General features: G+C 68.0%; 13 protein-coding genes. 10 read left to right on the top strand and 3 right to left on the bottom strand.

What is annotated here, in order from left to right:
- The first annotated feature begins 23 nt into the window (after positions 1 to 23).
- From MSPGM_RS10380 to MSPGM_RS10415, 8 genes are all read left to right on the top strand, one after another.
- Positions 24 to 1,004 (top strand): beta-ketoacyl-ACP synthase III, encoded by a 981-nt coding sequence (locus tag MSPGM_RS10380; RefSeq protein ID WP_003598010.1) that lies wholly within the window; start codon positions 24 to 26, stop codon positions 1,002 to 1,004.
- A 208-nt stretch (positions 1,005 to 1,212) separates the two neighbouring features.
- Positions 1,213 to 1,539 carry an integration host factor subunit alpha gene (locus MSPGM_RS10385; RefSeq protein ID WP_003598011.1) on the top strand — a complete coding sequence of 109 codons (327 nt, stop codon included), beginning with the start codon at positions 1,213 to 1,215 and terminating at the stop codon, positions 1,537 to 1,539.
- Positions 1,540 to 1,592: 53 nt separating this feature from the next.
- Positions 1,593 to 2,090, top strand: a complete 498-nt coding sequence (locus tag MSPGM_RS10390) for a MerR family transcriptional regulator (RefSeq protein WP_261926364.1) — start codon at positions 1,593 to 1,595, stop codon at positions 2,088 to 2,090.
- A gap of 142 nt (positions 2,091 to 2,232) precedes the next feature.
- A complete protein-coding gene (locus MSPGM_RS10395) occupies positions 2,233 to 2,652 on the top strand; it encodes a hypothetical protein (protein WP_015950813.1) in 420 nt (139 codons plus the stop codon).
- 141 nt (positions 2,653 to 2,793) lie between these two features.
- A complete protein-coding gene (locus MSPGM_RS10400; protein ID WP_003598014.1) occupies positions 2,794 to 3,267 on the top strand; it encodes a hypothetical protein in 474 nt (157 codons plus the stop codon).
- Positions 3,268 to 3,526: 259 nt separating this feature from the next.
- Positions 3,527 to 5,479 carry a PrkA family serine protein kinase gene (locus MSPGM_RS10405; RefSeq protein WP_003598016.1) on the top strand — a complete coding sequence of 651 codons (1,953 nt, stop codon included), beginning with the start codon at positions 3,527 to 3,529 and terminating at the stop codon, positions 5,477 to 5,479.
- A 103-nt stretch (positions 5,480 to 5,582) separates the two neighbouring features.
- Entirely contained in the window at positions 5,583 to 6,887 is a 1,305-nt protein-coding gene (locus tag MSPGM_RS10410; protein WP_003598018.1) for a YeaH/YhbH family protein, read from the top strand.
- 47 nt (positions 6,888 to 6,934) lie between these two features.
- Positions 6,935 to 8,506, top strand: a complete 1,572-nt coding sequence (locus MSPGM_RS10415) for a SpoVR family protein (RefSeq protein ID WP_003598019.1) — start codon at positions 6,935 to 6,937, stop codon at positions 8,504 to 8,506.
- Positions 8,507 to 8,672: 166 nt separating this feature from the next.
- Here MSPGM_RS10415 and purN read toward each other — a convergent pair whose 3' ends face one another.
- The 3 genes from purN to MSPGM_RS10430 are packed head-to-tail and all read right to left on the bottom strand — an operon-like array spanning position 8,673 to position 10,623.
- A complete protein-coding gene (gene purN, locus MSPGM_RS10420; protein WP_003598021.1) occupies positions 8,673 to 9,332 on the bottom strand; it encodes a phosphoribosylglycinamide formyltransferase in 660 nt (219 codons plus the stop codon).
- Positions 9,329 to 10,396 carry a phosphoribosylformylglycinamidine cyclo-ligase gene (gene purM, locus MSPGM_RS10425; protein ID WP_003598022.1) on the bottom strand — a complete coding sequence of 356 codons (1,068 nt, stop codon included), beginning with the start codon at positions 10,394 to 10,396 and terminating at the stop codon, positions 9,329 to 9,331. The genes purN and purM overlap by 4 nt, the downstream gene beginning before the upstream one ends.
- Positions 10,393 to 10,623 carry a hypothetical protein gene (locus tag MSPGM_RS10430; RefSeq protein WP_131473054.1) on the bottom strand — a complete coding sequence of 77 codons (231 nt, stop codon included), beginning with the start codon at positions 10,621 to 10,623 and terminating at the stop codon, positions 10,393 to 10,395. Before MSPGM_RS10430 ends, purM begins: the two co-directional genes overlap by 4 nt.
- Before the next feature lie 104 nt (positions 10,624 to 10,727).
- Here MSPGM_RS10430 and MSPGM_RS10435 point away from each other — a divergent pair, with 104 nt between their 5' ends.
- Both MSPGM_RS10435 and MSPGM_RS10440 read left to right on the top strand, forming a co-directional pair.
- A complete protein-coding gene (locus MSPGM_RS10435) occupies positions 10,728 to 11,840 on the top strand; it encodes an AI-2E family transporter (protein WP_003598023.1) in 1,113 nt (370 codons plus the stop codon).
- Between the two features lie 119 nt (positions 11,841 to 11,959).
- Positions 11,960 to 12,718: a chromosomal replication initiator protein DnaA gene (locus tag MSPGM_RS10440; protein WP_003598024.1), complete on the top strand. Its 759-nt coding sequence runs from the start codon at positions 11,960 to 11,962 to the stop codon at positions 12,716 to 12,718.
- Positions 12,719 to 12,758 lie beyond the last annotated feature (40 nt).

Raw genomic sequence — 12,758 nt, forward strand, 5'->3', positions numbered from 1 at the left:
GAAGTGAGAAAGGGACGGATCTGATGGCGCATTCGCGCTCCGTCGTGGTCGGCTGCGGGGCGTATCTGCCCGAGACCGTCGTCACGAACACAGATCTCGCCGAACGCGGGATCGAAACTTCCGACGAGTGGATCGTCCAGCGCACCGGCATCCGCCAGCGCCACATCGCGCGCGCCGACGAGACAACCTCGGTGCTCGGCACCCGCGCGGCGATGGCGGCCCTCGACGATGCCGGGCTCTCGCCCGCCGACATCGATCTCGTGATCTGCGCGACCTCGACGCCTGACCACACCTTCCCCTCCTCCGCCACCCAGATCCAGGCGGCGCTCGGGATCGAGGGCGGCTTCGCCTTCGACCTTCAGGCGGTCTGTGCCGGCTTCGTCTACGCGGTGGCCACCGCCGACCGCTTCCTGACGACGGGTGGCGCCAAGCGCGCCCTCGTCATCGGCGCCGAGACCTTCTCGCGGCTGCTCGACTGGGAGGACCGCACCACCTGCGTGCTGTTCGGCGATGGTGCCGGGGCCATCGTGCTGGAGGCCCGCGAGGGCGAGGGCACGAGTGCCGACCGCGGCGTGCTCTCGAGCTGCCTGCGCTCGGACGGGCGCCACCGGACCAAGCTCTACGTCGATGGCGGACCCGGCTCGACCGGCACCACCGGCAAGCTGCGCATGGAGGGCCGCGAGGTGTTCCGCTTCGCGGTCGGCTCGGTGACCGATGTGATCGAGGACGCCTTCCGCGCCTCCGGCACCACCGCCGACGACCTCGCGTGGTTCGTGCCGCACCAGGCCAACCGCCGGATCATTGAGGCCTCGGCTGACAAGCTCGGCATCGCCCGCGAGAAGGTGGTGCTCACCGTCGATCGGCACGGCAACACCTCGGCCGCCTCGATTCCCCTGGCGCTGGACGCCGCCCGCCGCGACGGGCGCATCCGCGAGGGCGACCTCGTGATGATCGAGGCGATCGGCGGCGGGTTTACCTGGGGCGCCGCGCTCATCCGATGGTAGGCGATGAGCGTCGGAACGAGCCTAGCCTCCTGTCAACCGTAAGGTTCTGTTGACCGTCGCCCCTCAGCCGATTAGCGTGTTCGATCATAGAGATACACGGCGGGATCCTTTGTCGGGGAACCCGCACGGCATTTGAGCGGAGGCTGCATCCGTACGTCCTCAGAAGGATGGCACGGATGTCGAGCAACTCGGCCGGAAGGGGGAGCGGATGGCGGGCAAGACGGTCACACGCGCAGATTTGAGCGAGGCCGTCTACCAGCAGGTCGGTCTGTCACGGGCCGAATCGGCCGCGCTGGTCGAGACGGTGCTTGCCGAGATCTGCACGTGCCTATCCTCGGGCGAGACGGTGAAACTGTCCTCGTTCGGCTCTTTCGTCGTGCGCTCCAAGGGCAAGCGCATCGGCCGCAATCCGAAGACCGGTGTCGAGGTCGAGATCGAGCCGCGGCAGGTGATGGTGTTCAAGCCCTCGAACGTGCTCAAAGCCCGGATCAATGGCGGCCACGTCAACGGGCTCGACATGGATGAGGACGAGTGACCCGGCCAAGCCGGCCCGGTCCTCTCCCGCACAATCTGGTTTGAGGCGCTTCCATGGGACTGCCGCTGGAATCCCCCGCCCTCGATTCTTCCGCCGTCGATACGCCCGCCGGCGACGAGCGGAGCGAGAAGAGCCCCGGCGCCTTCCGCACCATCACCGAGGTGTCCGAGGAACTCGGCGTGCCGCAGCATGTCCTGCGCTTCTGGGAGAGCCGGTTCAGCCAGATCAAGCCGACGAAGCGGGCCGGCGGCCGGCGCTACTATCGGCCGGAGGATGTCGATCTCATCAGGGGCGTGAGCTGCCTGCTGCGCGGAAAAGGCTACACGATCCGCGGGGCACAGCGCGTCCTCAAGGAGAGCGGCGTGCGCTTCGTCCAGGCGCTCGGCCGGGGCGAGGCCGAGGTCGGCGCGCCGACCGGCATCGACCGGGACGAGGAAAGCGTTGAGGCGGCTGCCTCGGATCGCCGGGCGCTGGAGGGGGCGCTCGCCGAGCTGCGCGCCTGCCGGGCCCTGCTCGCCGGCCTCGACGAGGCGGATCACGAGGCCGCCTGAGGCGGGGCCGAGTGCCGCCATCGCATTCCGAAAACTCGCTTGCGCGCAAGGCATTGGCCGGCCTTGCGGATTTCGGCCCACCCCGGCGCTTCGGCAGGCAGATGCGGGCTGAACTTTACCGGCGGAACGGCGTTGAGGCGCCATGGCCCCCCCTCGCTCCCGGATGTCACCGACCCAGGAACTCATCGCCCGCGTGATGCGGATCGTGCGCGCTTGCCCGGAAGCCGCCAACGAGGTTCTGGAATTGATGTTCCTCGTCAGCCAGATCGAGGCATCGACCACGGTCGATCGGGAGTACCGGGACGCGCGGCGGGTCATCAGCCGGCTGCGGGCGCCGCTTTGGGATATGGGCCCGGCCGATCGGGAGACGCTGCTCAGGGCCGCCGATACCATCCGCCGCGCCTGCGACTTGGGCGACGCGGACATTCCGGCTGCACCCTTCGCCGATCTCGGCGAACGCGAGCGGGTCGAGAAGGCGCTGACCCAGGCGCTCGCTGGACAGCTCGATGACGCGCAGATCGCGCGGGTGGCCGGCACGGTCGCCGCCGCGCTGCAGCACTGAGCGGGCGCGGCCTTCGGCAAAATTCGTTCGGCAAGATTCGAAGGGGCGAGCCTCGACGCAAGCCGGCGCCCTCCCCACATCTTCTGTGGCGCCCAGTCGCTCTCCGGCCGGTCGCCCGAACGACGCTCAAGGGAAACGCCGATGGATCTGCCGACCACTGCCAAGAGACAATCCACGGGACCGATCGCGGCGCTGCCCGCCGCCTTCGCCGCTGCTTGGCTCTGTCTCGCCGGGCCCGCCCTCGCGCAGACCACCGTCACCAAGAGCGAGACCGTGCCCGCCGGCAAGCAGGCGCGCCTCGTGATCGTGCCGAATCTGAAAAAGGATTGCTCAGCTGGCCCGATGCCCGAGATCAAGGTGGTGACGCCGCCGAAATCCGGCTCGCTCATCACGAAGGCGGGCAAGCTCAAGACGCCGGCCAAGTACCGCTGCCCCAACAAGGACGCCGAGGTTCAGGCGATCTTCTACCAGCCCAACAGCGGCTATACGGGCGCCGACGGGGTCGTCGTCGAGATCAAGAATGCCGACGGCGAGACCGAGAAGCGCGACATCCGCATCACCGTCGGTAAGGACGAAAAGTCCAAGGACGAGAAGAAAAGCGGCACCGATCTCTGATCGAATAGACGGTTTCGTGCGCGATCATACCGCGACGCAGCAATTTTGACGGATACCAGGGGCTTCCGGTCTTCGGCCGGAGGTTTCTGCCTCGGGTCCGGGGCCGGTTAAGCTCGGGCTAAATCCCGGTCAGCTTTGAGTGTGTCCCGTTTCACACGCAAGACAGCCCTCCTGTGGGCGGTGCGACAAAACCCGCAATGTCAGTTGCGTTCGCCCCGAGACAGGATGAAGCTGTCATCAGCCTGAAGGGGGTGTTCGAATGCCGCTGCACTCGACGAACGACCTGTTCCAGAGCTTCGCTCGCGGCTATGAAGCACGCCGCGACACGGAGATGACGCTCTCTGAGTATCTCGAGGCGTGCCGCGACAACCCGCTGATGTACGCCTCCGCCGCCGAGCGCATCCTCGATGCGATCGGCCAGCCGGAAATGGTGGACACCGCCCGCGACGCGCGGCTGGGCCGGGTGTTCATGAACCGCACGATCCGGGTCTACCCGGCCTTTGCCGAGTTCTACGGCATGGAAGAGACGATCGAGCGGATCGTCTCGTTCTTCCGCCACGCGGCGCAGGGATTGGAGGAGCGCAAGCAGATCCTCTACCTGCTCGGCCCCGTCGGCGGCGGTAAGTCGTCGCTCGCCGAGCGCCTCAAGGCGTTGATGGAGGTCCATCCGGTCTACGTGCTGAAGGCCGGCGACGAGGTCTCCCCGGTCTTCGAGAGCCCGCTCGGCCTGTTCGACCCCGAGGCCATGGGCCGCGAGATCGAGGAGCGCTTCGGCATCCCGCGCCGCCGCCTCACCGGCCTGATGAGCCCCTGGGCCCTGAAGCGCCTCGACGAGTTCGACGGCGACATCTCCCGCTTCAAGGTGATCAAGGTTCGGCCGTCGCGTCTGCGCCAGATCGCCATCGCCAAGACCGAGCCGGGTGACGAGAACAACCAGGACATCTCCTCGCTGGTCGGCAAGGTCGATATCCGCCGCCTCGAAACGCTCTCCCAGGCCGATCCGGACGCCTATTCCTACTCGGGCGGCCTCAACCGGGCGAACCAGGGCGTTCTCGAATTCGTCGAGATGTTCAAGGCGCCGATCAAGATGCTCCACCCCCTCCTCACGGCGACGCAGGAGGGCAACTATGTCGGCACCGAGAATATCGGCGCGATCCCGTTCACGGGCGTGATCCTGGCGCACTCGAACGAGGCCGAGTGGCAGTCGTTCAAGACCAACAAGAACAACGAAGCCTTCATCGACCGCATCTACGTCATCAAGGTGCCCTACTGCCTCCGGGTCACGGAGGAGCAGCGCATCTACGAGAAGCTGATCTCGAGCTCCGAGCTCTCGACCGCCGCCTGCGCGCCGGGGACTCTGGAGATGCTGGCCCGCTTTTCGGTGCTCTCGCGGTTGCGCGAGCACGCCAATTCCAACCTGTTCTCGAAGATGCGGGTCTACGACGGCGAGTCGCTTCGCGAGGTCGATCCCCGCGCCCGCTCGATGCAGGAATACAAGGATACCGGCGGCGTCGATGAGGGCATGGACGGGATCTCGACCCGCTTCGCCTTCAAGGTGCTGGCCGCGACCTTCAACCACGACACCACCGAGGTCTCGGCCGATCCGGTCCACCTGATGTACGTGCTGGAACAGGCGATCCGGCGCGAGCAACTGCCGCCGGAGACCGAGAAGCGCTACATCGAGTTCATCAAGACCGAACTCGCTCCGCGCTATGCCGAGTTCATCGGCCACGAGATCCAGAAGGCCTATCTCGAATCCTACCACGATTACGGGCAGAACCTGTTCGACCGCTACATCGACTACGCGGACGCCTGGATCGAGGATCAGGACTTCAAGGACGCCGAGACCGGCCAGCTCCTCAACCGTGAGCTCCTCAACCAGGAGCTGACCAAGATCGAGAAGCCGGCCGGCATCGCCAACCCGAAGGATTTCCGCAACGAAGTGGTGAAGTTCGCGCTGCGCTCTCGGGCGCAGCACGGCGGGCGCAACCCGTCCTGGACGTCCTACGAGAAGTTGCGCGAAGTGATCGAACGGCGGATGTTCTCTCAGGTTGAGGAACTGCTGCCCGTGATCTCCTTTGGATCCAAGAAGGACAGCGACACGGAGAAGAAGCACGGCGAGTTCGTCGATCGCATGACCGATCGGGGCTACACCGAACGGCAGGTCCGGCGACTCGTGGAATGGTACATGCGGGTGAAGCAGGCGGGTTGAGGACAAGCCCTCTGAGGCGAAGTCCTCCGGCATCCGCCGCCGCACTTCCGCACCTTTGTCCCCGAGCGGGGACGTGAGACTTGAAGGCGCTGAGCGACCCCGGATGCACATCGTCGACCGTCGGCTCAATCCAGGTGGTAAGAGCCTCCCGAACCGCCAACGCTTCCTGCGCCGGGTCAAGGACGTCGCACAGCGCGCGGTTCGGGAATCCGCCCGAGAGAAGGATATCAAGAACCTCGGCAAGGACGGGCGCATCACCGTGCCCGGCGACGGGGTGCGCGAGCCGCGCTTCTCGCGCCAGCCGGGCACGGGCCATCAGGACTACATCCTGCCCGGCAACAAGACCTACGTGGAGGGCGACCGCATCGAGCGCCCGCCGGGCGGCGGGGGAGGCGGCGGCTCCGGCGAGGGCGGGGACGGCGGCGAGAATGGCGAGGACGCCTTCCACTTCGTCCTGACGCGCGAGGAATTCCTCGACCTCTTCCTCGAAGACCTCGAACTGCCGGATCTCGCCAAGCGGCGGCTGGCGGTGGTCGAGACGGAAGGCCTGCGCCGGGCCGGCTACACGGTCTCAGGGTCGCCGGCGAACCTCGCCCTGTCGCGCACTCTGCGCAATTCCATGTCCCGGCGCATCGCCCTCAAGCGGCCGAAGCTGGAGGAGGTGGCGGCCTTGGAGGCCGAAATCGCCGCGGCTGAGACCGCCAGGGATCCGCGCCTGCCCGACCTGAAGCTCAAGCTGCTCGAACTGCGCGAGCGCTCGAAGCGCATCCCCTATGTCGATCCGATCGACCTGCGCTTCCGCCGCTTCGAGCCCTATCCGAAGCCGATCGCCCAGGCCGTGATGTTCTGCCTGATGGACGTCTCGGGCTCGATGACCGAGCACATGAAGGATCTGGCCAAGCGCTTCTACATCCTGCTGCACATCTTCCTGACGCGCCGCTACAAGCACGTCGAGATCGTCTTCATCCGCCATACCGACAAGGCGGCCGAGGTGGACGAGGAGACCTTCTTCGGCTCTCGCGAGACCGGCGGCACGCTGGTCTCCTCGGCACTGGCCGAGATGAAGCGCATCGTCACCGAGCGCTACTCGCCGGACGACTGGAACATCTACGCCGCGCAGGCCTCGGACGGCGACAACGTCTCCTCCGACGGGCCGACCTCGACCGAATTGCTGCGCGCGCACATCCTGCCGGCCTGCCAGCACTTCGCTTATCTCGAAGTCGGCGACGAGAACGGCCCGCGCGCCGGCTTCGTCGAGCACCGCACCACCCTGTGGCGGACCTACGAGGCGCTGGCCAAGGCCGGCGAACCGCTCGCCATGCGCAAGGTGAACCACCGCCGCGACATCTACCCCGTGTTCCGCGAGCTGTTCGGCCGCAAAGACGCGCGGGCGGAGGCGGAGCGATAGGCTTCTCCGCGAGGGGAGGCGAGACAGCGTCGAAGAGAAGGGCCGACATGGTCGCGAGCCTGAGCCGCACGAAGTCGACAGCACCCAAACCGGGCGAGCTGTTGTTTTCCGGCAATGACTGGGACTTCGAGACGATCCGGCGCATCCACGATGCCTGCGAAGCCGTGGCCGGGCCCGAACTCGGCCTGTCGTGGTACCCGAACCAGATCGAGATTATCACCGCCGAGCAGATGCTCGACGCCTATGCCTCGATCGGCATGCCGCTGTTCTACAAGCACTGGTCCTTCGGCAAGCACTTCGCCCAGCAGGAGGCAAGCTACCGCCGCGGCCTGATGGGACTGGCCTACGAGATCGTCATCAACTCCGATCCGTGCATCTCCTACGTGATGGAGGAGAACACGGCGACGATGCAGACGCTGGTGATCGCCCACGCCGCTTTCGGGCATAACCACTTCTTCAAGAACAATTATCTGTTCCGGCAGTGGACCGATGCCGAGGGCATCCTCGACTATCTCGACTTCGCCAAGAGCTACATCGCCCGCTGCGAGGAGCGCTACGGGCATCAGGCGGTCGAGCACGTGCTCGATGCCGCCCACGCCCTGATGAGCCAGGGCGTCCACCGCTATCCCCGCAAGAAGCGCCCGGATCTGGCGAGTGAGCAGCGCCGGGAGCGCGAGCGCGAGGAGCACGGCGAGCAGATCTACAACGACCTCTGGCGCACCCTGCCGGCCAAGACCGGCGCGGCCAAGGGCGACCCGGCCCTGGAGCGGCGCAAGGCGCTGTTGGAGCTGCCGCAGGAAAACATCCTCTACTTCCTTGAGAAGGTGGCCCCGCGCCTGCGGCCCTGGCAGCGCGAGATTCTTCGGATTGTCCGGCTGGTTGCGCAGTACTTCTACCCGCAGCGCCAGACCAAGGTGATGAACGAGGGCTGCGCCACCTACTGCCACTACCGGATCATGAATGCCCTCTCGCAGAAGGGGCAGCTCAGCGAGGCGGCCTATCTCGAGTTCCTGACCTCGCACACCAACGTCATCCGCCAGCCGAATTTCGACGACCGTTCCTTCGGCGGACACAACCCCTACGCCCTGGGCTTTGCCATGATGCAGGACATCGCCCGCATCGTGGAGCAGCCGAGCGACGAGGACCGCGAGTGGTTCCCCGACATCGCCGGGACCGGCGATGCCATGGGCGTGCTGCGCGATTGCTGGGAGAACTACCGCGACGAGAGCTTCATCGCGCAGTTCTTGAGCCCGAAGCTGATGCGCGACATGCGGCTGTTTCACGTCGTGGACGATCCCGACGAGCCGGAGATGCGCGTCGCGGCGATCCACGACGAGCGCGGCTACCGCAAGATGCGGCGCTCCTTCGCGCGCCAATACGATGTGGCGTGGCTCGATCCGGACATCGAGGTGGTGGACGTCGATCTCGAGGGCGACCGCCGCCTCATCCTCCAACACAAGGCGCTCAACCGCATCACCCTGCAGCGGGAGGACGCTCGGCGCGTGCTCCAGCACCTCGCCGACCTCTGGGGCTACGACGCGGTGCTCAAGGAGGTCGATCCGGCCACCGGGGCGGTGCTGGTCGAGCACTCGGCGAGCGCGCGGCCGATTTTCTTCTGATTGTCAGAAAGCCGGGTCGGCCGCTCCCATCCTCGGGTGGCGGCGCTTGGCGTCGCTCTCGAAGGATCGTCCAGGGATCGCGCGCGAGCGGGAGCATCCTTCGAGGCCGCTTCGCGGCACCTCAGGATGAGGTGGAGGGGTGAAGCTGGCCGGATAGGTTCGGCGTTCAGAGCGAAAGGATCGCGGCTCCGGCGTCGCGCGCTCGCGCCGTGAAGCGCACGCGGCTGCCTTCCAACACGGCGCCGCCGCCCGCGATCAGGGCGAGTGCGGCCGGGTAGAGCCGGTGCTCCTGCACGATCACTCGGGCGCTCAGCGTGTCGGCATCGTCGCCCGGCAGCACCGGCACGGCGGCCTGGGCCACGATCGGGCCGGCATCGAGTTCCGGCACGACGTAATGCACGGTGCAGCCATGCAGGCGCACGCCCGCGTCCAGCGCGCGCTCGTGGGTGTGCGTGCCCTTGAACAGCGGCAGCAGCGAGGGGTGGATGTTGATCATCCGGCCGCCCCAAGCCTCGACGAAGGCGTCGGTGAGGATGCGCATGAAGCCGGCGAGCACGATCAGCTCGATGCCCGCTTCGTCCAGCTCCGCCTGGAGCGCGGCGTCGAAGCGGGCGCGATCGGAGAACGCCTTGTGGTCGATGGTACGGGCCGGGATGCCCGCCGCCCGCGCGCGGTCGAGGCCGGCGGCGTCGGGGCGGTTCGAGAGCACGAGCACGATCTCGGCCGGATAATCGGGGGCGCGCGCCGCCTCGATCAGGGAGACCATGTTCGAGCCGCGACCCGAGATCAGGATCGCGACGCGCTTCTTCGGGGCCGGAGCGCTCACAGGGCGAGTTGCCCCGTAAAGGTCACGGCTTCCGCCCCGCGCTCGGTGATCTGCCCGAGCCGGACCGGCGCCTCGCCGGCCTCGGTCAACGCGTCCGCCACGGCGTCGGCCGCATCTGCGGCGGCGACCACCACCATGCCGATGCCGCAGTTGAAGGTCCGCAGCATCTCCGCTTCCGCGACACTGCCCTCGCGCGCCAGCCAGCCGAAGACCGGCGGCACGGCGATCGCCGAGAGGTCGATTGCGATGCCGACGCCGTCGGGCAGGACGCGGGGGAGGTTGTCGGGGAAGCCGCCGCCGGTGATGTGGGCGAGCGCCCGGATGCCGCCGGCCCGCTTCAGGGCGGCGAGCAGCGGCTTCACGTAGATCCGGGTCGGCTCCAGCAGTGCCTCGCCGAGGCTGCGGCCGGGCGCGAACGGCGCATCGGCGTCATAGCCGAGGCCGGTCTTGGCCACGATCCGCCGCACCAGCGAGAACCCGTTCGAGTGGACGCCCGAGGAGGGCAGGCCGAGCACGACGTCGCCGGGCAGGATGCCGGGGCGCGGCAGCAGCGTGCCGCGCTCGGCCGCGCCCACCGAGAAGCCGGCGAGATCGTAGTCGGCGCCGTCGTAGAGGCCCGGCATCTCGGCGGTCTCGCCGCCGATCAGCGCGCAGCCCGCCTGCCGGCAGCCCTCGGCGATGCCGCGCACGATGTCGGCGCCGACGCCCGGCACGAGTTTGCCAGTGGCGTAGTAGTCGAGGAAGAACAGCGGCTCGGCGCCCTGGACGATGATGTCGTTGACGCACATCGCCACGAGGTCGATGCCGATCGTGTGGTGGCGTCCGGTCTCGATGGCGATCTTCACCTTGGTGCCGACGCCGTCATTGGCGGCGACCAGGATCGCGTCCTTGAAGCCCGCGGCCTTGAGGTCGAACAGGCCGCCGAAGCCGCCGATCTCCGCATCCGCCCCCGGCCGGCGCGTGGCGCGCACCAGCGGCTTGATCGTCTCGACGAGCGCGTTGCCCGCGTCGATGTCGACGCCGGCCTGCGCGTAGGTGAGCCCGTTTCCGTCCTGCGCCGTCATCGCCGCCCCGTCGTCCGGTAATCGCTGATCATGCCAAAACCCGCTGCCACATCGCGGCGCGATTGGCCACTGTCACCGGCGCGGGGCGGCGTGTTCGGGCACAGCATCATGCCGTGCCGCGGGCGAAAACCGCCTCGATCGGCGTCCTCGGCTGCCGTGGTGCCCTCTCCCGACGAGGCGAGGCGGCGATCGAACGCCCTCTCGCCGCGCGCGGCAAGGCCCACCATGCGAGGTCCGGCTTGCAAGACCCGCCTTGCAAGACCTGCCTTGACCGGGCGCGCCCCGCTTCCCACTGTCCGCGCCGGACGGATTGACGGGGGACGGCATCTCGATGCGTGGGCGGGCAATCATCGGGCTGTCGATCCTCGCGGTGGTCGTCTTCCTGCTCTACGAGCTGCGCGAGGTGATGCTGCCCTTCGTGGCGGGGCTGGCGCTGGCCTACCTGCTCGATCCGCTGGCCGACCGGCTGGAGCGGCTCGGCCTCGGCCGGCTCGCTGCGACCCTGCTGATCTTAGCGGGCTTCGTGGTCGGGTTCGTGGTGCTGCTCATCATCGTGGTGCCGCTGGCCGCTGGGCAGATCGCCTCCCTCGTCAATTCCCTGCCGACCATGGTCGGGCGGCTGCAGAGCATCCTCGTGGAGCGGGCGGGGCCGCTGCTCCAGCGGATCGGCGGCACAGAGGTCGTCAACGAACTGCAATCCTCCGTCGGCACGCTGGTCGGGCAGGGCGGGGCGTGGTTCCTGGCCTTCCTCAAGTCGCTCTGGACCGGGAGCCAGGCCCTCGTCTCCATCGCCTCGCTGCTCGTCGTCACGCCGGTCGTCGCCTTCTACGTGCTGCACGACTGGGACCGGATGATCGCCGCCCTCGACGGCTGGGTGCCCCCGCGCCACCGCCCGACGGCACGGCGGCTCGCGGGCGAGATCGACGGGGCGGTGACCGGCTTCGTGCGCGGCCAGAGCCTCGTCTGCCTGATCCTCGGCTCGTTCTACGCGGTCGGCCTGTTCCTCGTCGGGCTGAACTTCGGCGTGTTGATCGGGATGATCTCGGGCTTCCTCACCTTCATCCCCTATGTCGGCACGCTCACCGGCTTCCTGCTCTCGGTCGGCGTCGCTCTGGTGCAGTGGTGGCCCAGCGGCGACTGGCTGCATATCGGCCTCACCGTCGGGGTGTTCCTCGTCGGGCAGTTCCTCGAAGGCAACGTGATCTCGCCCAAGCTCGTGGGCGACTCGGTCGGGCTCCATCCGGTCTGGCTGATGTTTGCGCTGCTCGCCTTCGGCTCGCTGTTCGGCTTCCTCGGCCTCCTGCTCGCGGTGCCGGTCGCGGCCTCCATCGGCGTCATCGTGCGCTTCGGCATCGAGCGCTACCTCGAGAGCAAGCTCTACCGGGGCGACGGGCCGCTGCTGATCGGGGAGTCAGGGAACTCGACGCTGCCCGCCCGCGATTGATCGCGCGGCGGCGGAGAATCCCGCGCCGACGATCCTTCCCGATGGTTGAAGGCAGTGCGGGCGTCCGCCGGGCGCTCGTCTCCCGACTCGTGTCGAGCAACTTGGTGTAAGGTGCGAGGATGCGCGACACGGAACCCCCGAAGCAGCTCACCTTCGACCTGCCGCTCGACCCGCGCTACGGCGCCGAGGACTTTCTCGTCAGCCCCTCCAACGAGGAGGCCTATGCTCTGATCGAGGCATGGCCCGACTGGCCGGACACCGTGTTCCTGCTCCGCGGCCCGCCCGGCAGCGGCAAGAGCCATCTCGCTTCGATCTGGGCGACGCGGGCGCAAGCCTGGACGGTCTCCGCCGCGGACGTCGCGATGGACCGCGTTTCGCATCTGATTTCCAACGGCGCCCTCGTGGTCGAGGACGTGGACCGCGCGGCCGGGCGCGACGAGGCGGCCCTGTTCCATCTGCTCAACCTCGCGCGCGAGCGCCGCTTTCCGGTGCTGCTCACGGCCTGCGGGCCGGTGGACGGCTTCGGCCTCAAGGTCGCCGACCTGCGCTCGCGGCTGCGGCTCGCCCCCGGCGCCGAGATCGGCCCGCCGGACGACGCGCTCCTGAAGGCGGTGATCGTCAAGCTGTTTGCCGACCGGCAGCTCGGCATCGACACCTCGGTGGTCGATGCCCTGGCCCTGCGCATCGACCGCTCGCTCGCCCGCGTCCGCGAGGTCGTGGCCGAACTCGACCGCGACGCGCTCGGCCGCCGCCGCCGCATCACCCGGCCGCTCGCGCTCGCCGTCCTCGACCGTATGGAGGCCGCCGACGGGGGCGGCGAGGGGCAGGACGCGGACGAGGGGGACGGCGAAGAAGAAGACGCTGCGGGCGGGCCGTGAGTCGCCCGCCGTTGTCACGAAACCGTCAAACCGGTTCGGC

Origin of the sequence: Methylorubrum sp. GM97 (assembly GCF_024347855.1) — a bacterium.
In the GTDB taxonomy this organism is placed as follows: Bacteria; Pseudomonadota; Alphaproteobacteria; order Rhizobiales; family Beijerinckiaceae; genus Methylobacterium; species Methylobacterium extorquens.

Bases quoted from the DNA above. Each gene is read 5' to 3' on its own strand.
- MSPGM_RS10415 (WP_003598019.1), top strand. From the start codon at position 6,935: ATGGTCGCGAGCCTGAGCCGCACGAAGTCGACAGCACCCAAACCGGGC.
- purM (WP_003598022.1), bottom strand. From the start codon at position 10,396: ATGACGGCGCAGGACGGAAACGGGCTCACCTACGCGCAGGCCGGCGTC.
- MSPGM_RS10440 (WP_003598024.1), top strand. From the start codon at position 11,960: ATGCGCGACACGGAACCCCCGAAGCAGCTCACCTTCGACCTGCCGCTC.
- MSPGM_RS10430 (WP_131473054.1), bottom strand. From the start codon at position 10,623: ATGGTGGGCCTTGCCGCGCGCGGCGAGAGGGCGTTCGATCGCCGCCTC.
- MSPGM_RS10380 (WP_003598010.1), top strand. From the start codon at position 24: ATGGCGCATTCGCGCTCCGTCGTGGTCGGCTGCGGGGCGTATCTGCCC.
- MSPGM_RS10395 (WP_015950813.1), top strand. From the start codon at position 2,233: ATGGCCCCCCCTCGCTCCCGGATGTCACCGACCCAGGAACTCATCGCC.
- MSPGM_RS10410 (WP_003598018.1), top strand. From the start codon at position 5,583: ATGCACATCGTCGACCGTCGGCTCAATCCAGGTGGTAAGAGCCTCCCG.
- MSPGM_RS10385 (WP_003598011.1), top strand. From the start codon at position 1,213: ATGGCGGGCAAGACGGTCACACGCGCAGATTTGAGCGAGGCCGTCTAC.
- MSPGM_RS10405 (WP_003598016.1), top strand. From the start codon at position 3,527: ATGCCGCTGCACTCGACGAACGACCTGTTCCAGAGCTTCGCTCGCGGC.
- MSPGM_RS10400 (WP_003598014.1), top strand. From the start codon at position 2,794: ATGGATCTGCCGACCACTGCCAAGAGACAATCCACGGGACCGATCGCG.
- MSPGM_RS10390 (WP_261926364.1), top strand. From the start codon at position 1,593: ATGGGACTGCCGCTGGAATCCCCCGCCCTCGATTCTTCCGCCGTCGAT.
- MSPGM_RS10435 (WP_003598023.1), top strand. From the start codon at position 10,728: ATGCGTGGGCGGGCAATCATCGGGCTGTCGATCCTCGCGGTGGTCGTC.